Below are 25488 nucleotides of genomic sequence, written 5' to 3' on the forward strand. Positions count from 1 at the left end.
AGCGCGCCATGAAACCTCTGCTGACTGCCCTGCTCCTCGTCCTGCTCGGCGCCCCCGCGGCCTTCGCCGCCGACCTCGGCTACCCGCTGGACGCGCCCGCCCCGACGGCCGCCGCCCCGGCGGCACGCTGGCCGAAAGCCGCCCCGCGCCGCCGCTGGCGGCCGAGGAAAACAAGGACCTGAAACGCGAGCGCAACTACCCCGAGCAGCCGCCGACCATTCCCCACAGCATCGTCGGCTATCGCATCGACAAGGACAGCAACAAGTGCCTGTCCTGCCACAGCCGCGCCAACAGCGCGCGAACCCAGGCGGTGATGATCAGCATCACCCACTACATGGACCGCGACGGCCAGCCGCTGGCCGCCGTCTCGCCGCGCCGCTACTTCTGCGTGCAGTGCCATGTGCCGCAACAGGACGTAAAGCCGCTGGTCGACAACCGCTTCGAGAACATCGACCAGATCCTCGAGAAAGAAGCCGCCAATGCGGCGCGCAAACCCTGAGGGAGGCCGCATGAAAGCACTCATCGCCTGGCTGGCCGGTTACTGGCGGGTCCTGCGTCGTCCCAGCGTGCATTTCAGCCTGGGCTTCCTCACCCTCGGCGGCTTCATCGCCGGGATCGTCTTCTGGGGCGGCTTCAACACCGCCCTGGAGGCGACCAACACCGAGACCTTCTGCATTTCCTGCCACGAGATGCGCGACAACGTGTTCGTCGAACTCAAGGACACCATCCACTACAGCAACCGTTCCGGAGTCCGCGCCACCTGTCCCGACTGCCACGTGCCACACAAGTGGACCGACAAGATCGCGCGCAAGATGCAGGCCTCCAAGGAGGTCTGGGGCAAGATCTTCGGCACCATCAACACCCGCGAGAAATTCCTCGATCACCGCCGCGAGCTGGCCGAGCACGAATGGGCACGACTCAAGGCCAACGATTCGCTGGAATGCCGCAACTGCCACAACTTCGAGTTCATGGACTTCACCCGGCAGAGCGTGCGCGCGCGGCAGATGCACTCCACCGCCCTGGCCAGCGGCGAAGCCACCTGCATCGACTGCCACAAGGGGATCGCCCACCACCTGCCGGACATGACCGGGGTGAAGGGCTGGTAGCGCCGCCCGCGGACCGGGCGGCGCGGCGCAATCAGGGCTGGGCGCCCTTCAGCGCCTCGAGGATCTTGCGCCCGGCGCGACCGTCGGCCGGGGTCAGGCCGAGGCGCTTCTGCTCGGCCTGGATCGCCTTGCGCGTGCTGGTGCCGATCAGCCCGTCGGCCTCGCCGATGTCGTAGCCGCGCGCCAGCAACGCCTTCTGCAATTGCTTGCGCTCGAGCCGGCTGATGCCCGGGTCGTCGGTCGGCCAGGACGCCACCAGGCCGCTGCCGCCGCGCAGGCGGTCGGAAAGCAGGGCGATGGCCAGCGCGTAGCTTTCCGCGGCGTTGTAGGAATAGATCGCATCGTAGTTGCGATAGACCAGGAAGGCCGGGCCCTGGGCCCCGGCCGGCAGGAGGATCGCGGCCTTCTCGTCGCCGCCCGGCAGCGGCTGGCCGTCGACCCGCCTCACCCCACGGGCGACCCAGGCCGACAGCGGCTGGCGCTTGCCGCGCCCGGCCAGGCTGGCGGGGAAGTCGGCCGGCACCTTCACTTCATAGCCCCACGGCTGTCCCGTGCGCCAGCCAGCCTTCTTCAGGTAGTTGGCGGTGGAACCGAGGGCATCCGGCACGCTGCCTACCAGGTCGCGGCGACCGTCGCCGTCGAAGTCCACGGCGATCCGCGCGTAGGTCGATGGCATGAACTGGGTATGGCCGAAGGCCCCGGCCCAGGAGCCGGTGATGCCGGCGTCGCGGATGTCGCCGGCCTGCAACAGCTTCAGGGTGGCGAGGAACTCGCCCTGGAAGAACGACTGGCGGCGCCCGTAGCAGGACAGGGTCGACAGCGAGGTCAGCAGCGGACGCTTGCCGAAGATCCGCCCGTAGTCGCTTTCCACGCCCCACACCGCCACCACCGTGTACTTGTCCACGCCGTAGCGCGCGGCCACCTGGTCGAGCAGCTTGTCGTGCTGGGCGAGCATCGCCTTGCCATCGCTGACCCGCTGCTCGTCCACCAGACCGGCCAGGTAGTCCCACAGCGGGGTGGTGAACTCCGGCTGCGCGTCGAGCAGGTCGAGCACGCTGAGGTCGGCCTGCAGGCCGCTGGTGAAGCGCTCATAACTGTCGGCGGAAATGCCCTGCGCCTGGGCCTTCTTCTGCAGGCCGGCGAGGCAGGAAGGGAAGGTCGAGGCGTCGGGTTGCGCCAGGGCCAGGGCGGGTAGCAGGGCCAGCGAGGAGAGAAGAAGACTGCGCATGGGGTTTCCTTGTACGGTGAACGGTCATCCATGGCACCGGCGGGCTTCCCCCGGCGCCGAAGGCCTGGTGGCCTGTACGGTTGACTCGGTGATCGGCGTTCGACTGGTCGAGTCAGCCACACGGGCCACTAGCCTACCGTCCCGCCGGGTGCGGCGCCATCTCCGCCCTGAAAGGCGGGTGAAACCTTGCTCGGGCAGACTGGCGGCGGAATACGCATGCCGGGTGTCTCGCGGCCGATCCGCCGCGTCACATCCGTGCCCGAACGCGCTGCGCCACCCGCGCGTCCGTTTTCCGGGCACTGGCCGGGCGTTCGCCGGTCCAAGCAGTGTTCCCCGCCTCCGTCCACAAGCCGGAGCCGGCCCCGACGGTCCCAGACCACCGCAGGAAAGCCGGGCGGCCGCCACCCGCCACCGCCCCGGGCTTTCCACCCTCACTACACGTTTCGGAGTACAACCTTGATCCACTGGTTGAGCGACCCGACGTTCTGGACAGCCCTGCTGCAGATCGTCGCCATCGATATCCTCCTGGGCGGCGACAACGCCGTAGTCATCGCCCTCGCCTGCCGGCACCTGCCGGCGCACCGGCGCAAGCAGGCGATCTTCGGCGGCGTCGCCGGTGCCATCCTGATCCGCATCCTGCTGCTGTTCTTCGCCCTGCACCTGCTCGACCTGCCCTACCTCAAGGTAATCGGCGCGCTCCTGCTGCTGTGGATCGGCATCAAGCTGCTGCTGCCGGAGGAGGAGAACGGCGACGACATCAAGGGCAGCACCCACCTGCTCGGCGCGATCAAGACCATCATCATCGCCGACGCGGTGATGAGCCTGGACAACGTCATCGCCCTGTCCGCCGCCTCGGCCGGAGATTTCTTCCTGGTCTCCCTGGGCGTGCTGATCAGCATCCCGATCATCGTCTGGGGCAGCCAGCTGATCCTGCGCCTGATCGACCGCTTCCCGCTGATCATCCTCTTCGGCGGCGGCCTGCTCGGCTGGATCGCCGGCGGCATGCTGCTCACCGACAGCGCCCTGAAGCCCTGGCTGGCGCCCTACGCGCAATGGGATTCCTACCTGCACTACGGTGCGGCGGCCTTCGGCGCGCTGTTCGTGATCCTCCTCGGCAGCCTCCTGGCGCGCCGCCAGTTGAAGCAGCGGCATGCCGCGCCGGCGGACGCCGCCGAAAGCGAAGGCCGCTAAGAGCAACGGGGCGCCCAGGGGCGCCCCGTCCTCTTTCTCCGGCTCAGATATTGGTGCTCGCCGGGATCCGGCTCGGCAACAGGTACTCGTAGGGCCTGCGGCGCGCCTGGTTGCGCGTGCGAATGGTCGCCTCGACCTCCTTCAGGCGTGCCTGGAAGCGCTCCAGCGGGCCGCCGCTGGCGGTCACCCGCCTGTCCGAAAACACCGGCGCGTAGGGGAACCCGGTCTGCCGGTAGTCGCCCAGGCGACCGTGGTAGACCGAACCGAGCAGGTGATAGATGTTCACCTTCTCCAGCGCCACCAGGGTCGGCGGCATCATCTTCAACCAATCGGCCTCGCTCTTGCCGCCTGGCGAGTCCGGTGCCGGCGCCGCGCTCATGGCACAGATGGCTGGTGCGTAGGTCATCATCGAAGGCTGGGGAAAATTGACCGCCGCATGCTGCGCGGAGGCAGTGAAGATCACCATGGTCAGCACCTCGACCAGTTGGCTGCGACCGGTGATCGGGCGGAACCCGGCCACCTTGCCGCTGCCGATCACCTCGCCGACCCAGGCCGCCAGTTCGACGTCAGCGGTGACGTCGCCGTCGCTGGCGTAGTACACCGCCACGTAGTCGGCCGCCCACTGGCGGATGGCATTCCATACCAGCAGGCCGTCGTCGCGGTAGGGGTAGTCCGGTAACGCGGCCGGGTCGTCGACGTTCCGCGCCTTCAGGCTCTCCGGCAACATGCCGCGGTAGAAGTCGAAACCCAGCCGGTTGCCGCCGGCGGTGGCCTGGGTGTCCTGGATCGGCGCGGCGAACATCACGTCGATGAAGCCCGCGCTGGGCAACAGGATCCGCGCCGCCCCCTCGTTGATGAACAGGGTGCCCTCGAAGTGCGGGGCGAGCAGGACGTGCAGCGGATGGCTGGGCGCCAGGGTGCGCTGGGTGGCCAGGCAGAACGCCTCGCTCACCAGGTGGGTCTGGGCCAGGTGGACGAACATCTCGTGGTAGTTCTCCTCGGCGACCTGGACCACCGTCTTGGCCATCTGCCAACCCCAGTACAGATCACTCTCCGACTCCGCGGGACGCACGAACATCGGATGGGTAGCGGGGTCCTGGCCGCACTGGATGGCCACCGGCAACAGCCTCGCCCGATCCTTGCCAAGGGCGAACAGGGCGATCGGCGCATAGGCGAAGCCCTTCCCGGTGAGCAGTTTGTCCACCGCTCCCGACGGCGCCAGCTTGCCCAGCTCGGCGTAGTCCAGCAGGTACAGGCGGCGGCTGGCGGCGGCCTCCAGCAAGCTGTCGTCGGCGCCCATCACCCGGCGGAACTGCTCTTCGCCCAGCGGAAAGTTGGCCGGCAGCGCATCGACGCGGCGGATCAGCAGCGGATTAGGCCCGGCCACCCGCCAGTAGGCGAACGCTTCGTCGTCACGGAAGCTGTCGGCGACCTCCGGCAGGCGCAGGGTGCCGAACACCGCGCGGAAGCGATTCAGGCCGTCGCCCTGTCCACCCTGGGTAACCAGGTTGCTGGCGCTCTTGAGGATGTCGTCGACCAGCAGGCCGACCCGCGTCAGCAAGGCGATCACCCGCGTCTGCAATTCCGTGAAGCGCAGCAGCAGGCTGCCGGCCGCGGCCGGATCGTTCTTCGCCTCCTCCAGCAACGCCTCGTGGACCTGGCGCGCCGCTTCCAGATCGCCGCTGAGCCCGGCGGCGATCCGCTCGAACTGCGCGGCGGCCGACGCCGGCAACGAGGCGACGAAATTGACGATCAGCTCGACGATCACCCCGGCGGTCTTCAACAGCCAGTCGACATTCGGCAACTCGCCCAGCGGCACCGAGCGGGCCATCGGCACGCCTTTGACATTGGCGAAGTTCTCGGTCCAGACATATACCAGTTTCTTGCTGGTCAATACCGCACGCCGCGCCAACTTTCCGGCCAGGTTGTCATATTGCGGCAAACTCGGCGGAATCAGGTTGTCCAGCAAACTTCGCGAGGCATCGATAGATCGCTGTTGTTCCGCCCCGAGGTATTTCAAGGGCGAAAAGAATATCGAGTCATTGGCCAGTGCGGTTCCACTCAGGGCGACACCCGACAAGAGCACACTCCTGCGTTTCATATCATCGACTCCATCAATGCATTAACCAGGAACGACTCGATGCCTGAGCATCGAATCGCTCTTTCAACAGGTTGCGATCAGCTGTAAAGCCCTTCGCCGCTTTCCTTGTTGTAATGCAACGGAACATTGTGGTTGTCGGTCCCGCCGAGAATCTTGCCGACGGTGATCGCCGCCACCGAAGGCACCTGGAAGGCCAGCAGGTCGACCAGCTCGTGGGTACGGTTGAGGCCGATGGCGCTGGCCGCGTTGCCGATGCTGGAGAACAGCGGCGAGTTCAGGAAGGAGTTGGCCGCGTAGACGCCATTGATGATGGCATCGCCCAGGAAAGTCCCGGCGCCAGAAACTTGTTCGATTTCACCCACACTTAGAACCGCCAGGGCATTCACCTGATTTTTCATGTCTGAATCTCCACGTATTCAAATGATCGAAACGAATGGTTCTCGCTGAAAACAGCAAAGAAACCTGTACGTCCGAACTTCTTCGGAACGTGGAGAAAGCAATAGCGAGAGGAAAAACCGGCAATAAGCTGACGCTTCGCACAGTTGACAGGAAAAGCCTGGAACAATAGTTATCCACAATAATTATTGACGGCGAACTTTTGACTTGCAAAGAACTACGCTGGCCAGCGGCAAGAGTGAATTTCATCCAGCCAGGGCTATACCAATCGTGCAAAACCGAAAGGGCGCTGCGCAAAACGTCACATTTATTCGGGACGATACGCCAAGGCGGTTCCCTGTACTGAAGTACCAGAATCGCCAGATCGCGCGGCCTATTTCCCCTTGGAAAAATACGGATATTTTTTTCCGGGCCAGGTTTTCCTTCTTCCGCGCCTGCCAGATCTGGCAGTTGCGAAGCGCCACGACAACGCGAAGTCCGCGGCGCAGACGCCTCGACCGCTCATTGATGGCTAACGCGCAGCTCGCTGAACGTCGCCCGCCCGCCCTCGCTGGACGGTCCGCGGTTGTCCTGCAGGTAGAGTCCGGCCTTGAAATAAAGGCCCTGGTAGGCCCACTGCGGGTCCAGTTGCTGCTCCAGGGCGCTGCCATTCACCGACACGCTGAGCAATCCGCTGCGAGACACGCCGATGCGGTAGCTGAACGACTGGCCGAGAGGAATCCCGTCCATCAGCGTGTAGGCCCTGGTCCCGCCGTCGTCCGGCCGCTCGCGGACCAGCGCCTGGACCCGCCCCTGGTCGAGCCGCAACTGGTAGAGCAGCTTCACCAGAGGCGCGGCCTGGCCGCTATTGCTGCCATCGCTGTGGATCTGGCCGATGATCATGCGCCGGGTCGAGGGCACCGCCTCGATGCGCAGGGTCGCCTCCAGCCAGTTGTCGGCCCTGGCGTAACGCCAGTTGTAGGGCCTGCCGCTGGACAGGGTCTCGCGCAACTCGCTGCGCGGAAACTCGCTGTTGCGCGTGTGGCTGCCGTTGACCGGCACCCAGAAGCGAATGCCGTCGGCGGTGCGTTGGAAATAGTCGCTGCGGTAGTCGCGCTGCAATTGGCTGGTGGAGATGGTGATGGCCGGGCGGCCCTGGGGAATGGTCAGGTTCCAGGTACTCAGGTCAGGCATCCAGACGGTGTCCTAGCGAGGGGAAGGGACTCGCCCATAGGGTAGATGAGCGGCGCACCCTTTGCCTGGCCGAATGGCCCGCGTTTGAGCGGCGCAAGGCCGGCACCGAGGGTTTTCCCCGCGTCCCGCGCACAAGCGTCTATCTTGATCGGGGACCCTTTCACGGAGAGATGCCATGCGCCTGCTCTGCGCCCTGCTGCTCATCGCCTGCGCCGCCAGCGCCCAGGCCGCTATCCAGACCCGCGAGATGCCTTACCGGAGCGCAGACGGCACGCGCATGGTCGGCTATTTCGCCTACGACGACAGCAAGCCGGGGATCCGCCCCGGGGTCATCGTGGTCCACGAATGGTGGGGGCTCAACGACTATGCCAAGCGCCGCGCCCGCGACCTCGCCGAACTCGGCTACAGCGCCCTGGCCATCGACATGTACGGCGAAGGCAAGCACACCGAGCACCCGCAGGACGCGATGGCCTTCATGCAGGCCGCGACCCGGGATGCCGACGCCGCCAAGGCGCGCTTCCTCGCCGGCCTGGAACTGCTGAAGCGGCAACCGCAGACCGATCCCAGCCAGATCGCCGCGATCGGCTACTGCTTCGGCGGCAAGATCGTCCTCGACATGGCCCGCCAGGGCCTGCCGCTGGCCGGCGTGGCGAGCTTCCACGGCGCCCTCGGCACCGCCACCCCGGCCAGCAAGGGCAGCGTCAAGGCGAAGATCCTGGTGGAGCACGGCAGTGCCGACAGCCTGGTCCCGGCCAAGGACCTCGACGCCCTGAAACAGGAACTGAGCGCCGCCGGCGCCGACTACCGGGTGGTGATCCAGGACGGCGCCAAACACGGCTTCACCAACCCCGACGCCGACGCGCACAAGGGCCACGGCCTGGACATCGGCTACGACCGCCAGGCCGACCGACGCTCCTGGGCAGACCTGCAGGCGTTCCTCAAGGACATCTTCGGGCAGGGTTGAACCCTGCGCCGACGCATAAAAAAACGGGAGTCCCCGGAGGGACTCCCGTCTTGAAAGGTCGAGACAGGACAGTATCCCGTCATCAACAAACAACCTCACCTGCATTCCACTGGAATGCGCGGCGCAGTCTGTCAAAACCGGGCCTTGCGGTCCGTTTTCCTTTGTTGCGCTTTTGCAATCTTGTGTAAGCGTCGCGTGACTGGTGGGCCACGTCGGGAACCGGCACAATGCGCGCCATGAACGACCGTCTCCCCTCCTTCTGCACCCCGCTGGACGACCGCTGGCCGCTGCCCGTCGCGCTGCCCGGCGTGCAACTGCGCAGCACCCGCTTCGACCCGGCGCTGCTGCAACCCGGCGACTTCGCCCTGGCCGGGATCCAGCCGCCGGCGAACATCCTCCGCGCGGTGGCCAAGCGCCAGGCCGAGTTCCTCGCCGGGCGCCTCTGCGCACGCGCCGCCCTGTTCGCCCTCGATGGCCGCGCCCAGACGCCGGCCGTCGGCGAGGACCGCGCACCGGTCTGGCCGGCCGCGATCAGCGGCTCGATCACCCATGGCGACCGCTGGGCCGCCGCCCTGGTGGCGGCGCGCGGCGACTGGCGCGGGCTCGGCCTGGACGTGGAAACCCTGCTCGAAGCCGAGCGGGCGCGCTACCTGCATGGCGAGATCCTCACCGAAGGCGAGCGCCTGCGCTTCGCCGACGACCTGGAGCGACGCACCGGCCTGCTGGTGACCCTGGCGTTCTCGCTGAAGGAAAGCCTGTTCAAGGCGCTCTATCCGCTGGTGGGCAAGCGCTTCTACTTCGAACATGCGGAACTGCTGGAATGGCGCGCCGACGGCCAGGCCCGGTTGCGCCTGCTCACCGACCTGTCGCCGGAGTGGCGCCACGGCAGCGAGCTGGATGCCCAGTTCGCCGTGCTCGACGAACGCCTGCTCAGCCTGGTGGCGGTCGGCGCCTGATCAGGCGTTCCCCGGCGTGCGCCGCGACGGCCGCAGCGCGCGGCCTTCCGCCAGGCGCTCGACGGCGCGGGCGGCGGCGACCATGCCGAAGGTGGCGGTGACCATCATCACCGCGCCGAAGCCGCCGGCGCAGTCCAGCTTCACCCCTTCGCCGACGAAACTCTTCGATTGGCACACCGTGCCGTCCGGCTTCGGGTAGCGCAGCTGCTCGCTGGAGAACACGCAGGGCACGCTGTAGGTGCGCCCCGGCGTGCGCGAGAAGTTGTAGTCGCGGCGCAGGGTGGAACGCACCTTGGCCGCCAGCGGGTCGTTGAAGGTCTTGTTCAGGTCGGCGACCTGGATCTGCGTCGGGTCGACCTGGCCACCGGCGCCGCCGGTGGTGATCACCGGGATCTTGCGCCGCTTGCACCAGGCGATCAGCGCGGCCTTGGCGGCCACGCTGTCGATGCAGTCGATCAGGTAGTCGAAGTCGACGATGTACTCGGCCATGGTCTCGCGGGTGACGAAATCGGCCACCGCGTGGACCCGGCAGGCCGGGTTGATGGCCCGGATGCGCGCCGCCATCACCTCGACCTTGGCCTTGCCCACCGAGCCTTCGATGGCATGCACCTGGCGGTTGGTGTTGGTCACGCAGACATCATCGAGGTCGAACAGGGAAATCTCGCCGACGCCGCTGCGGGCCAGCGCTTCCGCCGCCCAGGAACCGACCCCGCCGATGCCGACCACCGCGACGTGGCTATCGGCCAGGCGTTGCAGCCCCTCGCGACCGTACAACCGGCCGATACCGCCGAAGCGCTGTTCATCCACCTGCATCACCAACCACCTCTGAAACCGAATCGCGGATTGCCGCGCGCATTATAAAAAGCCGCGGCCGCCGCGTCGCCTGCGTTCTTACGGCTCGTCGCGCAGGCCGGACTAGACTTGCAACAGACCCGCCGGCCCGGCGCCTGTACACCCCGGGGGTGCGGGGTAGCATGCGCCGCCCCGTGTTCAGCGAAACATCCGGAACCTGGTTTCATCTCTATGTCTTCACGCAAGATCGGGCTCAACCTGGTGGTCATCGTCGCCCTGGCCGCCCTCTTCACCGGCATCTGGGCCCTGTACAACCGTCCGGTCAGCGTACCGGACTGGCCGGAACGCATCTCCGGCTTCTCCTTCTCGCCGTTCCGCCTCAACCAGAACCCGCAGAGCGGCCGCTACCCCAGCGCCGAACAGATGCGCGCCGACCTGGAACTGGTCGCCCGGCACACCCACAGCATCCGCACCTATTCGGTCCAGGGCGCGCTCGGCGACATCCCGGCGCTGGCCGAGGCGTTCGGCCTGCGCGTCAGCCTGGGCATCTGGCTCGGCCCGGACCTGGCCGGCAACGAGGCCGAGATCGCCCGCGCCATCCGCATCGCCAACGAGTCGCCGAGCGTGGTGCGAGTGATAGTCGGCAACGAGGCGCTGTTCCGCCGCGAGGTGACGGCGGAACAGTTGATCGCCTACCTCGACCGGGTCCGCGCGGCGGTCAAGGTTCCGGTGACCACCGCCGAACAGTGGCACGTCTACCGCGAACACCCGGAACTGGCGCAACACGTCGACCTGATCGCCGCCCACGTCCTGCCCTACTGGGAGGCTACGCCGGTGGCCGACGCGGTGGACTTCGTGCTCGAACGCGCGCGCGAACTCAAGGCCGCCTTCCCGAGGAAGCCGCTGCTGCTCGCCGAGGTCGGCTGGCCGAGCAACGGGCGCATGCGCGGCAGCGCCGAGGCGACACCCGCGGACCAGGCCATCTACCTGCGGCGCCTGACCAACGCGCTCAACGGCGAAGGCTACAGCTACTTCGTCATCGAAGCCTTCGACCAGCCCTGGAAGGTCAGCGCCGAAGGCTCGGTGGGCGCCTACTGGGGCGTCTACAACGCCGACCGCAAGGCCAAGTTCAACTTCACCGGGCCGGTGGTGCCGATTCCCAAGTGGCGCGCCCTGGCCATCGCCTCGGCGGTACTCGCGGTACTCGCCTTCACCCTGCTGCTGATCGACAGTTCCTCGCTGCGCCAGCGCGGGAGGACCTTCCTCGCCGTGGTCTCGTTCGCCTGCGCCTCGGTGCTGGTGTGGATCGCCTACGACTACAGCCAGCAGTACAGCACCTGGTTCAGCCTGACCGTCGGCGCGTTGCTGGGCGTCGGCGCGCTGGGGGTGGTCATCGTGCTGTTCACCGAGGCCCACGAGCTGGCCGAGGCGGTCTGGACGCGCAAGCGGCGCCGCCCATTCCTGCCGATCACCGCCGCGCAGGCCTATCGGCCCAAGGTGTCGATCCACGTGCCCTGCTACAACGAGCCGCCGGAACTGCTGAAGCAGACCCTCGACGCCCTTGCCCGCCTCGACTACCCGGACTACGAAGTCCTGGTGATCGACAACAACACCCGCGACCCGGCCGTCTGGCAGCCGGTCGAGGCGCACTGCGCGCGCCTGGGCGAGCGCTTCCGCTTCTTCCACGTCGCCCCGCTGGAAGGCTTCAAGGCCGGCGCGCTGAACTTCGCCCTGGGCCACGTGGCGGCGGACGTCGAGGTGGTCGCGGTGATCGACGCCGACTACTGCGTCGACCCCGACTGGCTCAGGCACATGGTGCCGCACTTCGGCGACCCGCGGATCGCCGTGGTGCAGTCGCCGCAGGACTACCGCGACCAGCACGAGAGCGCCTTCAAGCGGCTCTGCTACGCCGAGTACAAGGGCTTCTTCCACATCGGCATGGTCACCCGCAACGACCGCGACGCGATCATCGAGCACGGCACCATGACCATGATCCGGCGCAGCGTGCTGGACGAGCTGAGATGGCCGGAATGGTGCATCACCGAGGACGCCGAGCTGGGCCTGCGGGTGTTCGAGAAGGGCCTGTCGGCCGCCTACTTCGAGCGCAGCTACGGCAAGGGGGTGATGCCCGATACCTTCATCGACTTCAAGAAGCAGCGCTTCCGCTGGGCCTACGGCGCGATCCAGATCATGAAGCGGCATACCGACGCCCTGCTGCGCGGCCGCGGTCCCGACGGCAGCCGCCTGACCCGCGGCCAGCGCTACCACTTCGTGGCCGGCTGGCTGCCGTGGATCGCCGACGGCCTGAACATCTTCTTCACCCTCGGCGCGCTGCTCTGGTCGGCGGCGATGATCATCGTGCCCAAGCGCGTCGACCCGCCGCTGCTGATCTTCGCGATCCTGCCGCTGGCCCTGTTCGTCTTCAAGGTCGGCAAGATCCTCTTCCTCTACCGGCGCACCGTCGGCGTCGACCTGCGCGACTCGTTCTTCGCCGCCCTCGCCGGCCTGTCGCTCTCGCACACCATTGCCAAGGCGGTGCTGTACGGCTTCGTCACCCGCGGCATCCCGTTCTTCCGCACGCCGAAGATGCGCTCCAGCCACGGCCTGCTGGTGGCCCTGGCGGAGGCCCGCGAGGAAGTCTTCGTGATGCTCCTGCTGTGGGGCGCGGCGGCCGGCATCGTGGCGGTTCAGGGCGTGCCGAGCCGCGACCTGCTGATCTGGGTCGCCATGCTCCTGGTGCAATCGCTGCCCTACCTGGCGGCGCTGGTCATGGCCCTGCTCTCGTCGCTGCCGAAACCGCGCGAGGAACTGGCCGGCGGCGCCGAGCGGATCGGCGGTTGAGGTCGAGCGAGGCGTCGGGACAGCCGGCTCCGCTCGCCTAAACGGCGTCCCTTCGCCCGCGTTTATGCTTTAAGATTCCCCCTTTCCGCTCGACCCGCTCAGGATGCACTCCCCATGACCGCCTCTTCGCCGAGTCTCTCGCCGACCCTCGAACTCGCCTGCGAGTTGATCCGCCGCCCCTCCGTCACGCCGCTCGACGCCGACTGCCAGGCCCTGATGATGCGCCGCCTGGAAGCCGCCGGCTTCGCCCTGGAGCCGATGCGCATCGAGGAGGTGGACAACTTCTGGGCACGGCGCGGCGGCGACGGCCCGGTGCTGTGCTTCGCCGGGCACACCGACGTGGTCCCCACCGGCCCGCTGCAGGCCTGGCAGCACCAACCCTTCGACGCCCTGATCGACGACCAGGGCATGCTCTGCGGGCGCGGCGCGGCGGACATGAAAGGCAGCCTGGCGTCGATGATCGTCGCCGTCGAGCGCTTCGTCGCCGACCACCCGGAGCACAAGGGTGCCATCGCCTTCCTCATCACCAGCGACGAGGAAGGCCCGGCCCACCACGGCACCAAGGCGGTGGTCGAGCGCCTCGCCGCACGCGGCGAGCGCCTGGACTGGTGCATCGTCGGCGAACCGTCGAGCACCAGCCTGGTCGGCGACGTGGTGAAGAACGGCCGCCGCGGCTCCCTCGGCGCCAAGCTGACCATCCGCGGCGTACAGGGCCATGTGGCCTACCCGCACCTGGCGAAGAACCCGATCCACCTGGCCGCCCCGGCGCTGGCCGAACTGGCGGCGGAACACTGGGACGACGGCAATGCCTTCTTCCCGCCGACCAGCTTCCAGGTTTCCAACCTGAACTCCGGCACCGGCGCCACCAACGTCATCCCCGGCGAACTGACCGCGCTGTTCAACTTCCGCTTCTCCACCGAATCCACCGTCGAAGGCCTGCAGAAACGCGTCGAGGCGATCCTCGACAAGCACGGCCTGGACTGGCACGTCGAATGGGCGCTGTCCGGCCTGCCGTTCCTCACCGAGCCGGGCGAACTGCTCGATGCGGTGGCCGCCAGCATCAGGGCGGTCACCGGCCGCGAGACCCAGCCCTCGACCAGCGGCGGCACCTCCGACGGACGCTTCATCGCCACCATGGGCACCCAGGTGGTCGAACTCGGCCCGGTCAACGCCACCATCCACCAGGTCAACGAGCGGGTCCTGGCCAGCGACCTGGAGCTGCTCACCGAAATCTACTACCAGACCCTGGTGAGGCTGCTCGCCTGATGCTGATCTGCCCGCTCTGCTCCGCCGCCCTGGGCGAGGTCGACAACGGCGTCGCCTGCCCCGCCGGGCACCGCTTCGACCGCGCCCGCCAGGGCTACCTGAACCTGCTGCCGGTGCAGCACAAGAAAAGCCTCGATCCGGGCGACAACGCCGCCATGGTCGAGGCCCGTCGCCAGTTCCTCGGCGCCGGCCACTACGCGCCGCTGGCCCGGCGCCTGGCCGAACTGGCCGCCGAACGCGCGCCGCGACGCTGGCTGGATATCGGTTGCGGCGAGGGCTACTACAGCGCCCGGCTCGGCGAAGCCCTGGCAGGCGCCGAAGGCTATGCCCTGGACATCTCCCGCGAGGCAGTGAAACGCGCCTGCCGCCGCGCGCCGCAGTTGTCCTGGCTGGTGGCGAGCATGGCCCGGCTGCCGCTGGCCGACGCCAGTTGCGAGCTGATCGCCAGCGTGTTCAGCCCCATCGACTGGAACGAAGCCGTGCGCGTCCTCGCCCCCGGCGGCGGCGTACTGCGCCTGGGCCCGGCCAGCGCGCACCTGCTGGAACTGCGCCAGCGGCTCTATGACGACGTGCGCGACTACGCCGACGACAAGCACCTCGCCGGCCTGCCCGCGCAACTGCGCCTGCGCCACACCGAGACCCTCGAGTTCCGCCTGGCGCTGGACAGCTACGACGCGCGGGAAAACCTCCTGGCCATGACCCCGCACGGCTGGCGGGTCAACCCCGAGCGCCGCGCGCGAATCCTGGCCGAACCCTTCGAAGTCAGCGTGGCGGTGCGCTACGATTGGCTGCAACGCGACTGACCGTCCCCGAGGACCCCATGCGCCAACCGGATATCGAGATCTACCTGAAAGACGCCGAGCACGCGGCCGTCGCCGCCTGGCTGGAACAGGCGCTGGGACCCTGCGGCCCATGGCAGGAGCACGGCCAGACCCTCAAGTGCACCGCCCGCGGCGAGCACGGCGCGGTGCGCGTCACCTGGCTGCCGAAGGCGGTGGGCAAGTGGCACAGCCTGTTCTTGGAGAGCGACAGCACGCCCTGGGACGACGACCTCGCCTGCGCCAGGGCCGCGCATGCCGCGCTCGGCGTGGAGATCCGCTGCGCGCCGGGCGGCTGGGAGGAAAACCAGGGCGAAGAGGACGCCGACCGCTGGCTGCGGGTCGACGCCGGGGGCGTCGAGGAAATTACCTGGCGCACCGCCTGAACGACGAAAACCCCGCGCTGCGAGGGGCCGCCCAACGGGGGCCTGGCGGGGTGGATGCGCTGGATGACAAAAGCCCGTCTTGCGACGGGCTTTTGCTTGCGGGAATCAGACCTTGGAGACGTCTTCCGCTTGCAGGCCTTTCTGGCCCTGGATCACCGAGAATTCCACTTTCTGGCCTTCCACCAGGGAGCGGTGACCCTCGCCGCGGATGGCGCGGTAGTGAACGAACACGTCCGGACCGCTATCGCGTTGAATGAATCCATAACCTTTGGCGTCATTGAACCACTTGACGGTTCCGACCTCACGATCAGCCATTACCACACTCTCCAACTTGCAATTTTTTATAAGTGGCCTTCCCAATCCGGGAAGACTTCGACGGTTCGGCTGCGCAACGCTGTTCTTGTTATCCGACCCCGGCAAAATGCCGTTGGAGCGGGCATTTCGAATGGCGTTCCACTAGCCACCGCGTCCCGGAGTATAAACAAACGAGTCCAACTGAAAAGGACTTTTTTAGCCCCTGGCGGAATACCCGCCACGCCCGGCGGGACTGGCCTTTCGATATGTTTTCGCTACGCCTGGAATACGTCTGCGCAAGCACTTGCAGATAGCTAGCCGCCATATTTCCGTCGGCTTTTCAGCGGTCGCGCAGACCCGCCTTGCGCGGCCAGGCCAGGGTGAAGCAGGCACCGCCCAGAGTCTCGCTGCGGCCGATGGAGGCCCGGCCGCCATGCCAGTAGACGATCCGCCGGACGATGGACAGTCCCAGGCCATGCCCGCCGGAAGCACGGGTCCGGCTGTCGTCCAGGCGTAGGAATGGCGTAAAGAGCCGCTCCCATTGCGCCTCCGGCACCCCCGGCCCGTCGTCCTCGACATCCACCCGGCAACGCTCCAGGCTGACCCGGTAGCTGATCCTGACCCGACGATCGGCATGCCGCAGCGCATTGGTCAGCAGGTTCTGCAAGGCCCGATGCAGGTAGCGCGGCTCGGCCTCGATCCAACTGCCCAGCTCCTCAGGCACCAGCGCGCCCTCCTCGCAACTGACCAGCACCTCGCGGCGCAGCGGGGCGATCTCCTCCACCACCTGGCGCACCAGCACGCCCAGCTCCAGGCGCTGGTAGGTCAGCGGCGGCGAGCCCTGTTCCAGGCGCGCGTAGGTGAGCATCTCGTCGACCAGCTTGTCGAGGTCCTGGATATCGTTGTCCATGCCCTCCAGGTACTTCAGGCGGGCGCCGTCGGTCTCGGCGGTCTCGATCATCTCCAGGCCGAAGCACAACCGCGCCACCGGCGTGCGCAGCTCGTGGGACACCGCGCGAACCATCTCGCGCTGCACCGTCAGCAGCCGGTGGATGTGCTCGGCCATATGGTTGAAGGCCGCGCCCAGGCGTCCCACCGAGTCGCCTCCGCGCACCTCGACGCGAGTATCCAGGCTGCCGCGGGCGATCCGCGTGGCGGCCGCCTCCAGGCTGCGCAGGCGCTGCTCCAGGCGACGCACCAGCAGGTAGGTGATCAGGCCGATGAAGCTCAGGCACAGCGCGCCGAGCAGCAACAGCAGCTGCGGCGGATAGGGGTTCATCTGGAACAGCGGGCCCAGCTCCAGCACCCAGGGCGTGTCGAGGATGCCGGCGAAGATGCGGATCGAGTCGCCGTCCTTGCCCAGCGCCATCACCGTGTCGCCCTCCACCACCCGCCGGCGCTGGTCGTCGTCGAGGTCCAGTTCCTTGACCTGGAGCAGGTGCACCGGGAAGCCGAAGCGCTTGTCGCGGACGATCCGCGCCAGGTGGTAAGGCTGTTCGCTGGCCGGGTAGCGCACCAGTTCGTCCATCAGCAGGTAAACCGTGGCCCGCGCCAGTTGCTCGCTGACCTGCTGCACCTCGCCGCTGAGCACCAGGTTCTCGGCGGCGCTGGCCTGGGTATAGACGGTGACGGCGTGCTCGGCGGTCTGCTTCACCAGCACCTGGCCGTTCATCAGGCGCGCGCGGCTGCGTCCGTCCATCCGCAGCTCATCCAGCCCGCGCAGTTGCAGGGGAATCCCCAGCAAGCGGCTCCACTGCGCCAGGGCGCGCTTGCGCTCGGTGGCGGTCATCGGTTGCAGGTTGTCGGCCATCAGGCGGAAGGTGCCGCGCGCCAGCTCCTCGCGGTAGTGCTCGCCGCGCACCTCGTTGATCCAGTGCAGGCCGAGCAGGCCCAGGCCGCTGACCAGCAGCAGGGCCAGGAGCATGCCGCCATAGATGCGCAGGAAGATGGATTTCATCGGCGAGCCCCCGGCCGCTGTCCGCTGCTGTTGATTCTGGCCGACCGGGACGCCCGCGCCCCGGCCCGCAGGAAAAAAGCGCCTCAGCCCTCGCCGACGAACAGGTAGCCCTTGCTGCGCACGGTCTTGATCAGCCGCGGGTGCATCGGGTCGTCGCCGATCTTCGGGCGGATCCGCGAGATGCGCACGTCGATGGAGCGGTCCTGGCCGTCGTACTCGATGCCGCGCAGGGCGTTGAAGATCTCCTCGCGGGAGAGAATCCGCCCGGCGTTCGCCGCCAGCAGCCAGAGCAGGTCGAACTCGGCGCTGGTCAGCTCGATGGTGGTCCCGTCCAGCCAGGCCTCGCGCATCGCGTTGTCGATCACCAGGCGACCGAACGCCAGGCGTTTGCTGTCCGCCGCCGGGGCGCCCGCTTCCGGCGCCTCGCTGCGCCGCAACAGGGCACGGATGCGCGCCAGCAGCACACGCGGGCGCACCGGCTTGCACACGTAGTCGTCGGCGCCCATCTCCAGGCCGAGCACCTCGTCCATGTCGTCGGTGCGCGCGGTGAGCATCAGGATCGGACCGTCGAATTGCGGACGCACCTGGCGGCAGATGGACAGGCCGTCCTCGCCCGGCAGCATCAGGTCGAGCACCACCAGGTCCGGGCGTTCGGCGAGGATACGCGCCGCCGCCAGTGCGCCGTTGGCTTCGATGTCGACCTTCAGGCCGTTGCCTTCCAGGTATTCCCGGGTCAGCTCGGCCAGGCGTCGATCGTCCTCGACGATCAGGATGCGCCAGGCTTCTTGCTCCACACAGCCTCCTCGTATCGCGGTCCCGGAGCCGCCGTGCGGCCCCCCTCAGAGCGGCCCGCATTGTAGCCAATACGGGGGCCGCGCGGCAGCACGCGAGGAACATCTTGCAAACACTACATATTGTGGGTAGGGTGCGCGCCCCGAAAGGTTGGGGAGTAGGTCTGCGCCGGTGCTTTCCGAGGGCGACGAATGGCATTCTCCAGCGCTGCCGCGGCCTACGGACGCTTCCTAGGACTCACGCACAGAAGACCCACACTTTATCCACAGGTTTCCCCCAGACTGTCACCTTGCAAACACCCCATTAGCGCATTATCTTGTATCCCCATCGTCGCCACCCCCTATATCTTGGGTTTCGAGCGCACGAACGGCTACAACGGAACCAACCGCGCACGGACCACTCTGATGGCTCCGGCGGCTCCGCAAAAAAGCATTTTCCAGACGTACTGAAAGCATCGACGGCGCTCACCGCAAGGAGCCCTTCATGACGTTGGAAAAGCGGTACGGGTGTTGCAACGGACGCTGTAAACAGACAGTCAACACCACTAGGTATTGTGTTCGACGGCAAAACGCCACGAACCCGCCAGGGCCAGGGAGGCACTCACAGTCCCCACCCTCAGCATTCGAATGAAGCAGCCGCCGCGAGGCCGGCTGCCCGGCTCTTTATCGATTCAAGGGAATGGGCGCCCCGGCGCCCGCTAGCAAAACCATTACGAGAACGTGGAGATACCCACCCATGCATACCGACACCACACGCGAGAACCCGCAGGCCAGCGCGCCGCAGGCCGCCGATTCGTCGCAGGATCTGGCCGCCACCGCGCCGGGCCAGCTGCGCGTGATCAAGCGCAACGGCACCGTAGTCCCCTACACCGATGACAAGATCACCGTGGCCATCACCAAGGCGTTCCTCGCCGTGGAAGGCGGCACCGCCGCCGCCTCGTCGCGTATCCATGACACCGTGCGCCGCCTGACCGAGCAGGTCACCGCCACCTTCAAGCGCCGCATGCCGTCCGGCGGCACCATCCACATCGAAGAGATCCAGGACCAGGTCGAACTGGCCCTGATGCGCGCCGGCGAGCAGAAGGTCGCCCGCGACTACGTGATCTACCGCGAAGCCCGCGCCGCCGAGCGCAAGAACGCCGGCGCCGCCAGCGATGTCGCCCAGCCGCACCCGAGCATCCGCATCACCCGCGCCGACGGCAGCCTGTCGCCGCTGGACATGGGCCGCCTGAACACCATCATCAGCGAAGCCTGCGAAGGCCTGGCCGAGGTGGACGGCGCGCTGATCGAGCGCGAGACCCTGAAGAACCTCTACGATGGCGTCGCCGAGAAGGACGTCAACACCGCCCTGGTGATGACCGCGCGCACCCTGGTCGAGCGCGAGCCGAACTACTCCTACGTCACCGCCCGCCTGCTGATGGACACCCTGCGCGCCGAAGCCCTGGGCTTCCTCGGCGTGGCCGAGAGCGCCACCCATCACGAGATGGCCGAGCTGTACGCCAAGGCCCTGCCGGCCTACATCGAGAAAGGCGCCGAGTTCGAGCTGGTCGATGCCAAGCTGAAGGAATTCGACCTGGAGAAACTGGGCAAGGCCATCGATCACGAGCGCGACCAGCAGTTCACCTACCTCGGCCTGCAGACCCTGTACGACCGCTACTTCATCCACAAGGACGGCATCCGCTTCGAACTGCCGCAGATCTTCTTCATGCGCGTGGCCATGGGCCTGGCCATCGAGGAGAAGGACCGCGAGGCACGTGCCATCGAGTTCTACAACCTGCTGTCGTCCTTCGACTACATGAGTTCCACCCCCACCCTGTTCAACGCCGGCACCCTGCGTCCGCAGCTCTCCAGCTGCTACCTGACCACCGTGCCGGACGACCTGTCGGGCATCTACGGCGCCATCCACGACAACGCCATGCTGTCGAAATTCGCCGGCGGCCTGGGCAACGACTGGACCCCGGTGCGCGCGCTGGGCTCCTACATCAAGGGCACCAACGGCAAGTCCCAGGGCGTCGTGCCCTTCCTGAAAGTGGTCAATGACACCGCGGTCGCGGTCAACCAGGGCGGCAAGCGCAAGGGCGCGGTCTGCGCCTACCTGGAGACCTGGCACCTGGACATCGAGGAATTCCTCGAGCTGCGCAAGAACACCGGTGACGACCGTCGTCGTACCCACGACATGAACACCGCCAACTGGATCCCCGACCTGTTCATGAAGCGCGTCTTCGACGACGGCTCCTGGACCCTCTTCTCGCCGTCCGACGTCCCCGACCTGCACGACCTCTACGGCAAGGCCTTCGAGGAGCGCTACGAGTACTACGAGGCCCTGGCCAGCTACGGCAAGCTGAAGCTGCACAAGGTCGTCCAGGCCAAGGACCTGTGGCGCAAGATGCTCTCCATGCTGTTCGAAACCGGCCACCCGTGGCTGACCTTCAAGGACCCGTGCAACCTGCGCAGCCCGCAGCAGCACGTGGGCGTGGTGCACAGCTCGAACCTCTGCACCGAGATCACCCTGAACACCAACAAGGACGAGATCGCCGTCTGCAACCTGGGCTCGATCAACCTGGTCAACCACATCGTCGACGGCAAGCTGGACACCGCCAAGCTGGAGAAGACCGTCAAGACCGCGGTACGCATGCTCGATAACGTCATCGACATCAACTACTACTCGGTCCCGCAGGCGCAGAACTCCAACTTCAAGCACCGTCCGGTCGGCCTGGGCATCATGGGCTTCCAGGACGCCCTGTACCTGCAGCACATCCCCTACGGTTCGGACGCGGCCATCGCCTTCGCCGACCAGTCCATGGAAGCCATCAGCTACTACGCGATCCAGGCTTCCTGCGACCTGGCCGACGAGCGCGGCGCCTACCAGACCTTCCAGGGCTCGCTGTGGTCGCAAGGCATCCTGCCGATCGACTCGGAGAAGAAGCTGATCGAAGAGCGCGGCGCCAAGTACATCGAAGTCGACCTGTCGGAAACCCTCGACTGGGCGCCGCTGCGCGAGCGCGTACAGAAAGGCATCCGCAACTCGAACATCATGGCCATCGCGCCGACCGCGACCATCGCCAACATCACCGGCGTCTCGCAGTCGATCGAGCCGACCTACCAGAACCTGTACGTGAAGTCGAACCTCTCCGGCGAATTCACCGTGATCAACCCCTACCTGGTGCGCGACCTCAAGGCCCGCGGCCTGTGGGACCCGGTCATGGTCAACGACCTGAAGTACTACGACGGTTCCGTGCAGCAGATCGAGCGCATCCCGCAGGACCTCAAGGACCTCTACGCCACCGCGTTCGAAGTCGAGACCCGCTGGATCGTCGAAGCCGCCAGCCGTCGCCAGAAGTGGATCGACCAGGCCCAGTCGCTGAACCTGTACATCGCCGGCGCCTCGGGCAAGAAGCTCGACGTGACCTACCGCATGGCCTGGTTCCGCGGCCTGAAGACCACCTACTACCTCCGTGCCCTGGCTGCCACCAGCACCGAGAAGTCCACCATCAACACCGGCAAGCTCAACGCCGTGTCGGCCGGTGGCAACGACGGCCTGCAAGCCGCCCCGGCCGCCGAGCCGAAGCCGGCGCCGGTGCCGCAGGCATGCAGCATCGACAACCCCGACTGCGAAGCCTGCCAGTGATCGCGCGTCGCTGAACGGCGTCCGTGTCGCGGCCGGGCAAGCCGGACTCCTCGCGTGGGTTCGGCCTGCCCGGCGCCTGACGGTCGCTCGTCCAGCGCCACGCTGGCAGCGCAAGGCCCCTCGCCAGGGCCAGGAACAATCCCCTTCTTCCCTCCGGGGGAGAAGAACGGCCCGGCCAGACCGTGCCGGACCACCGCTTTCGCGTGCACCTCACGCCCCATATCCAGGCCGCCGAGACGGCCGCCAGACCAGGAGAGAGCAAGATGCTGAGCTGGGACGAATTCGACAAAGAAGACCCGACCGAAGCCAAGGCCGCGCCCGCCGCCGCCCAGGCCGTTGCCCAGGGCCATGACAAGCTGGACGACGAAGCCGCCGGCTCGGTGGAAGAAGCGCGCGCCGTTTCCGCCGACGACTCCGACGCCGTCGCCCGCGCCAAGAAAGCCCTGAACGACCTCGACATCCAGGAAGGCCTGGACGACCTCGAAGGCTCCGCCGCGCGCGTGCAGGTCGGCGACAAGCAGATGATCAACGCCCGCGCCGACCTCAACCAGCTCGTCCCCTTCAAGTACGACTGGGCCTGGCAGAAGTATCTGGATGGTTGCGCCAACCACTGGATGCCGCAGGAAGTCAACATGAACGCCGACATCGCCCTGTGGAAGAGCAAGGACGGCCTCAGCGAGGACGAGCGGCGCATCGTCATGCGCAACCTCGGCTTCTTCTCCACCGCCGACTCGCTGGTCGCCAACAACCTGGTGCTGGCCGTGTACCGCCTGATCACCAACCCCGAGTGCCGCCAGTACATCCTGCGCCAGGCCTTCGAAGAGGCGATCCACACCCACGCCTACCAGTACTGCATCGAGTCGCTGGGCATGGACGAGGGCGAGATCTTCAACATGTACCATGAGATCCCCAGCGTGGCGAAGAAGGCCTCGTGGGGCCTGAAGTACACCCGCTCGATCTCCGACCCGATGTTCCAGACCGGCACCCCGGAAACCGACCGCCAGTTCCTGCGCAACCTGATCGCCTACTACTGCGTGCTGGAAGGCATCTTCTTCTACTGCGGCTTCACCCAGATCCTCTCCATGGGCCGCCGCAACAAGATGACCGGCACCGCCGAGCAGTTCCAGTACATCCTCCGCGACGAGTCGATGCACCTGAACTTCGGCATCGACGTGATCAACCAGATCAAGATCGAAAACCCGCACCTGTGGGACGCCCAGATGAAGGACGAGGCGACCCAGATGATCCTCCAGGGCACCCAGCTGGAGATCGAATACGCGCGCGACACCATGCCGCGCGGGGTGCTGGGCATGAACGCGGCGATGATGGAGGACTACCTGAAGTTCATCGCCAACCGGCGCCTGACCCAGATCGGCCTGAAGGAAGAGTATCCGGGGACCACCAACCCGTTCCCGTGGATGTCGGAGATCATGGACCTGAAGAAGGAGAAGAACTTCTTCGAGACGCGGGTTATCGAGTACCAGACGGGCGGAGCGCTGAGCTGGGATTGAGATTCTCGATTTAGGTCAAGACCGTTAGACGCTGTCGCCGGAAAGGGATTTCGGGACAGTGGTAGAGATGAAGAGCCCCGCCTTGTGCGGGGCTTTCCTTTGTCAAGAAAAAATGTTCCGATAAGCTATGCTAGGTTGACGATATAACGAAACCACTGATCTAGAGCCAGTCAGTAAGGGATTAAATATGGCAAACAAGACTGACAATCTTCCAGACTTCCTTCAGGACTACGCATCTCTTTTTAGTCATTTCCAAGGCCAGATGGATGGTTTAACAACCGTTCAAATTGGAGATAAATTTGCCTCTTTAGCAGAACATTTGATTCCTCATACCGAGGCAGGCTCAGACTTTGAAAGAGCAACAAAGTCAAAAAAGAGCTGGGACAAAGGTGTAGACCTAATATTTCAACACAAAGAAATTAACGGCGTAGAGCTAAGAGTACAGTCAAAATACACCATTTCGTCAGTAGATGATGTAGACTTAATTATAAGCAAATTCCAAGAGTACGACTCAAAAGATGCAACCAACAAACAACACGAACTAGACCTACTAGGATCATTAGAAGAAGATAGTCGACAGACAAGCAAATACCTGATAATAACCTCCTCGAAAATATCAAACATAATAGCAAAGTTCTTAGAGAGCCAACGTCCATCAAGATTTTTCCTTGAGAGAATAAAAAAAGAAAAACGCTTTCATTATATCGATGGAATAGAAATACTAACCACTATACAGAGCATATATAGAAGTACATACATTCGCCCCCAAGAAACAAAACTAATATTCCAAACGCCTCACATCAGGGTTAACAATGTATACATTGGAGTACTACCTTGCAACGAACTTCGACGCGTATACGAAGAAGCTGGTGACTCTATATTCTTTGAAAACATTCGTGAATGGTTAGGATTCCAAGGAAAAAAAGTAAAATCCGGCGGGGTTCGTGAAACAGTCAATGAAGCAATAGCATCAACACTCGAAGACTCGCCAGAGAAAATGCTCGAAAGAAATAACGGCATAGTAATCAGAGCATCACAAGTGGAGGAAACCTCAAACTCATCCTTGAAACTAAGAGATGCTAGTATTGTAAACGGCTGCCAGACTACTATGAGTGTATTTTTCGTCAATCCTGCCGATGGACATGTGCTAGCAAAAATTGTAGAGACAGAAGATTCATGGGAGATAGCTAAGGCGGCCAATTTCCAGACAGAAATAGAACGAATAGAACTTGAACTAGCCAGATATCTAAGACCACAACTTGCCAGATCTGTTGGAGCAGAGAATAATTTTAAATTCGACCAAAAAGAAGTAACAAAAGGCAAATCAGCCTTTGCTCTACTCGACCAAATATATAAAGATGAAATTTGCTATGATGAACTAAAATCGATATTTATCGGACTATTTTCACGCTCTGCAAACAATGCGATATCGCCAAACTATACCGAGCTTAGAATTGATGTACTTCAAAACTTCGAAAGAGACTCTGAAAAATCTAAATTCCTAGAGGCTCTTTTCGTGCTCCACAGCAAATCATCTACGGCGATGGAGTCTTTGAAAGATGGTTTGTTAAAACCTGAAATTATGGATCTATTTAAAAGATTTTGGAAAGAAGACAAACCATCATATAGGGCATTTGTCACACTCTTAGCCATATTCAGCGCCCTTGACAAAAAAAATCGCAGGTTTGAAGACTACAACGACATAAAGAGCGGAATAATAAAACTAGCAGGACAAATAGAAATCGACCCCGGCGAATACATAGAAACATATATAAAAGCCTTTAAAACTATAGCGCTAGACGTCCTCAAAGGCAGCGAGGACAAGGATAAAATGCTGCAAAGCATGTATCATCACATTGGCTCAATGAATTTTGAAAATGCTTTACTATCCATGTCACTATTGTAAATAACTCCCTAAGGAGCTATTCCTCAAATTTTTATTTTCTGACACTCCCTTTTCGCCTCCCGGCGAGTCACTTTTGCCAGTCGCGGCAAAAGTAACCAAAAACGCTTGCCCCTGCATCCGGCCCCAGTCGCTTCGCGACTGGGGTTCCCTCCCTCCATCGCCGTTCCGGGGGCACGCCGCCAC

Annotated in this window: 19 protein-coding genes and 1 pseudogene; 12 read left to right on the forward strand and 8 right to left on the reverse strand. The window is 64.7% G+C overall.

From position 1 onward, the window contains the following. The first annotated feature begins 8 nt into the window (after positions 1–8). Together AT700_RS19430 and AT700_RS19435 are read left to right on the forward strand one after the other, a co-directional pair. Positions 9–499 (forward strand): annotated as a pseudogene (locus AT700_RS19430) (nitrate reductase cytochrome c-type subunit). Between the two features lie 10 nt (positions 500–509). Next, positions 510–1106 (forward strand): cytochrome c3 family protein, encoded by a 597-nt coding sequence (locus AT700_RS19435; RefSeq protein WP_003082412.1) that lies wholly within the window; start codon positions 510–512, stop codon positions 1104–1106. Positions 1107–1137: 31 nt separating this feature from the next. Here the strand turns inward: AT700_RS19435 and AT700_RS19440 are convergent, their stop codons facing one another. After that, positions 1138–2334 (reverse strand): lytic murein transglycosylase, encoded by a 1197-nt coding sequence (locus AT700_RS19440; protein ID WP_023102278.1) that lies wholly within the window; start codon positions 2332–2334, stop codon positions 1138–1140. 456 nt (positions 2335–2790) lie between these two features. Between AT700_RS19440 and AT700_RS19445 the strand changes: the two genes are divergently transcribed. Continuing rightward, entirely contained in the window at positions 2791–3525 is a 735-nt protein-coding gene (locus tag AT700_RS19445) for a TerC family protein (RefSeq protein WP_003106697.1), read from the forward strand. A 43-nt stretch (positions 3526–3568) separates the two neighbouring features. On the opposite strand, the gene AT700_RS19450 is transcribed toward AT700_RS19445, so the two are convergent. The 3 genes from AT700_RS19450 to AT700_RS19460 form a co-directional block, all read right to left on the reverse strand. After that, positions 3569–5626, reverse strand: a complete 2058-nt coding sequence (locus tag AT700_RS19450) for a lipoxygenase family protein (RefSeq protein WP_048521259.1) — start codon at positions 5624–5626, stop codon at positions 3569–3571. A 77-nt stretch (positions 5627–5703) separates the two neighbouring features. Beyond that, on the reverse strand, positions 5704–6024 hold the full coding sequence (locus AT700_RS19455) for a hypothetical protein (RefSeq protein ID WP_003082401.1): 321 nt from the start codon (positions 6022–6024) through the stop codon (positions 5704–5706). Positions 6025–6523: 499 nt separating this feature from the next. Next, positions 6524–7195, reverse strand: a complete 672-nt coding sequence (locus AT700_RS19460) for a polysaccharide lyase family 7 protein (RefSeq protein WP_003082396.1) — start codon at positions 7193–7195, stop codon at positions 6524–6526. 175 nt (positions 7196–7370) lie between these two features. On the opposite strand from AT700_RS19460, the gene AT700_RS19465 reads away from it, so the two are divergent. Together AT700_RS19465 and AT700_RS19470 are read left to right on the forward strand one after the other, a co-directional pair. Then, positions 7371–8159, forward strand: a complete 789-nt coding sequence (locus AT700_RS19465; RefSeq protein WP_003086555.1) for a dienelactone hydrolase family protein — start codon at positions 7371–7373, stop codon at positions 8157–8159. Positions 8160–8386: 227 nt separating this feature from the next. Beyond that, positions 8387–9115, forward strand: a complete 729-nt coding sequence (locus tag AT700_RS19470) for a 4'-phosphopantetheinyl transferase family protein (RefSeq protein ID WP_003082383.1) — start codon at positions 8387–8389, stop codon at positions 9113–9115. On the opposite strand, the gene tcdA is transcribed toward AT700_RS19470, so the two are convergent. Then, positions 9116–9928: a tRNA cyclic N6-threonylcarbamoyladenosine(37) synthase TcdA gene (gene tcdA, locus AT700_RS19475; protein ID WP_003086553.1), complete on the reverse strand. Its 813-nt coding sequence runs from the start codon at positions 9926–9928 to the stop codon at positions 9116–9118. A gap of 210 nt (positions 9929–10138) precedes the next feature. Between tcdA and ndvB the strand changes: the two genes are divergently transcribed. The 4 genes from ndvB to AT700_RS19495 all read left to right on the forward strand — a co-directional run bounded on the left by ndvB (position 10139) and on the right by AT700_RS19495 (position 15218). Then, positions 10139–12748, forward strand: coding sequence for a glycosyltransferase NdvB (gene ndvB, locus AT700_RS19480; RefSeq protein WP_023089996.1), 2610 nt, complete (start codon positions 10139–10141; stop codon positions 12746–12748). Between the two features lie 114 nt (positions 12749–12862). After that, positions 12863–14014, forward strand: a complete 1152-nt coding sequence (gene dapE / locus AT700_RS19485; protein WP_003082377.1) for a succinyl-diaminopimelate desuccinylase — start codon at positions 12863–12865, stop codon at positions 14012–14014. Continuing rightward, positions 14014–14817, forward strand: coding sequence for a putative RNA methyltransferase (locus AT700_RS19490; protein ID WP_003101808.1), 804 nt, complete (start codon positions 14014–14016; stop codon positions 14815–14817). Before dapE ends, AT700_RS19490 begins: the two co-directional genes overlap by 1 nt. 17 nt (positions 14818–14834) lie before the next feature. Then, positions 14835–15218, forward strand: coding sequence for a hypothetical protein (locus tag AT700_RS19495; protein ID WP_003082373.1), 384 nt, complete (start codon positions 14835–14837; stop codon positions 15216–15218). 105 nt (positions 15219–15323) lie between these two features. Here the strand turns inward: AT700_RS19495 and AT700_RS19500 are convergent, their stop codons facing one another. From AT700_RS19500 to AT700_RS19510, 3 genes are all read right to left on the reverse strand, one after another. Continuing rightward, positions 15324–15533: a cold-shock protein gene (locus tag AT700_RS19500; protein ID WP_003082372.1), complete on the reverse strand. Its 210-nt coding sequence runs from the start codon at positions 15531–15533 to the stop codon at positions 15324–15326. Between the two features lie 319 nt (positions 15534–15852). Beyond that, positions 15853–17469 carry an ATP-binding protein gene (locus AT700_RS19505; RefSeq protein ID WP_048521263.1) on the reverse strand — a complete coding sequence of 539 codons (1617 nt, stop codon included), beginning with the start codon at positions 17467–17469 and terminating at the stop codon, positions 15853–15855. A gap of 83 nt (positions 17470–17552) precedes the next feature. After that, positions 17553–18263: a winged helix-turn-helix domain-containing protein gene (locus AT700_RS19510; RefSeq protein WP_003082360.1), complete on the reverse strand. Its 711-nt coding sequence runs from the start codon at positions 18261–18263 to the stop codon at positions 17553–17555. Between the two features lie 733 nt (positions 18264–18996). Between AT700_RS19510 and AT700_RS19515 the strand changes: the two genes are divergently transcribed. The 3 genes from AT700_RS19515 (at position 18997) to AT700_RS29745 (ending at position 25305) form a co-directional block, all read left to right on the forward strand. After that, positions 18997–21888 carry a ribonucleoside-diphosphate reductase subunit alpha gene (locus AT700_RS19515; RefSeq protein WP_003082358.1) on the forward strand — a complete coding sequence of 964 codons (2892 nt, stop codon included), beginning with the start codon at positions 18997–18999 and terminating at the stop codon, positions 21886–21888. A gap of 263 nt (positions 21889–22151) precedes the next feature. Next, positions 22152–23399: a ribonucleotide-diphosphate reductase subunit beta gene (locus AT700_RS19520; protein WP_003086547.1), complete on the forward strand. Its 1248-nt coding sequence runs from the start codon at positions 22152–22154 to the stop codon at positions 23397–23399. Between the two features lie 187 nt (positions 23400–23586). After that, a complete protein-coding gene (locus AT700_RS29745) occupies positions 23587–25305 on the forward strand; it encodes an ISNCY-like element ISPa4 family transposase (protein WP_078801526.1) in 1719 nt (572 codons plus the stop codon). The last annotated feature ends 183 nt before the right edge of the window (positions 25306–25488 follow it).

It is taken from the genome of Pseudomonas aeruginosa, from assembly GCF_001457615.1.
In the GTDB taxonomy this organism is placed as follows: domain Bacteria; phylum Pseudomonadota; class Gammaproteobacteria; order Pseudomonadales; family Pseudomonadaceae; genus Pseudomonas; species Pseudomonas aeruginosa.

What these genes read in the sequence shown, in the direction of transcription:
- AT700_RS19515 (WP_003082358.1), top strand. Translation starts at nt 18,997, where the DNA reads ATGCATACCGACACCACACGCGAGAACCCGCAGGCCAGCGCGCCGCAG.
- AT700_RS19455 (WP_003082401.1), bottom strand. Translation starts at nt 6,024, where the DNA reads ATGAAAAATCAGGTGAATGCCCTGGCGGTTCTAAGTGTGGGTGAAATC.
- AT700_RS19465 (WP_003086555.1), top strand. Translation starts at nt 7,371, where the DNA reads ATGCGCCTGCTCTGCGCCCTGCTGCTCATCGCCTGCGCCGCCAGCGCC.
- AT700_RS19520 (WP_003086547.1), top strand. Translation starts at nt 22,152, where the DNA reads ATGCTGAGCTGGGACGAATTCGACAAAGAAGACCCGACCGAAGCCAAG.
- AT700_RS19460 (WP_003082396.1), bottom strand. Translation starts at nt 7,195, where the DNA reads ATGCCTGACCTGAGTACCTGGAACCTGACCATTCCCCAGGGCCGCCCG.
- AT700_RS29745 (WP_078801526.1), top strand. Translation starts at nt 23,587, where the DNA reads ATGGCAAACAAGACTGACAATCTTCCAGACTTCCTTCAGGACTACGCA.
- AT700_RS19490 (WP_003101808.1), top strand. Translation starts at nt 14,014, where the DNA reads ATGCTGATCTGCCCGCTCTGCTCCGCCGCCCTGGGCGAGGTCGACAAC.
- AT700_RS19470 (WP_003082383.1), top strand. Translation starts at nt 8,387, where the DNA reads ATGCGCGCCATGAACGACCGTCTCCCCTCCTTCTGCACCCCGCTGGAC.
- AT700_RS19450 (WP_048521259.1), bottom strand. Translation starts at nt 5,626, where the DNA reads ATGAAACGCAGGAGTGTGCTCTTGTCGGGTGTCGCCCTGAGTGGAACC.
- AT700_RS19505 (WP_048521263.1), bottom strand. Translation starts at nt 17,469, where the DNA reads ATGAAATCCATCTTCCTGCGCATCTATGGCGGCATGCTCCTGGCCCTG.
- dapE (WP_003082377.1), top strand. Translation starts at nt 12,863, where the DNA reads ATGACCGCCTCTTCGCCGAGTCTCTCGCCGACCCTCGAACTCGCCTGC.
- tcdA (WP_003086553.1), bottom strand. Translation starts at nt 9,928, where the DNA reads ATGCAGGTGGATGAACAGCGCTTCGGCGGTATCGGCCGGTTGTACGGT.
- AT700_RS19435 (WP_003082412.1), top strand. Translation starts at nt 510, where the DNA reads ATGAAAGCACTCATCGCCTGGCTGGCCGGTTACTGGCGGGTCCTGCGT.
- AT700_RS19495 (WP_003082373.1), top strand. Translation starts at nt 14,835, where the DNA reads ATGCGCCAACCGGATATCGAGATCTACCTGAAAGACGCCGAGCACGCG.
- AT700_RS19500 (WP_003082372.1), bottom strand. Translation starts at nt 15,533, where the DNA reads ATGGCTGATCGTGAGGTCGGAACCGTCAAGTGGTTCAATGACGCCAAA.
- AT700_RS19440 (WP_023102278.1), bottom strand. Translation starts at nt 2,334, where the DNA reads ATGCGCAGTCTTCTTCTCTCCTCGCTGGCCCTGCTACCCGCCCTGGCC.
- ndvB (WP_023089996.1), top strand. Translation starts at nt 10,139, where the DNA reads ATGTCTTCACGCAAGATCGGGCTCAACCTGGTGGTCATCGTCGCCCTG.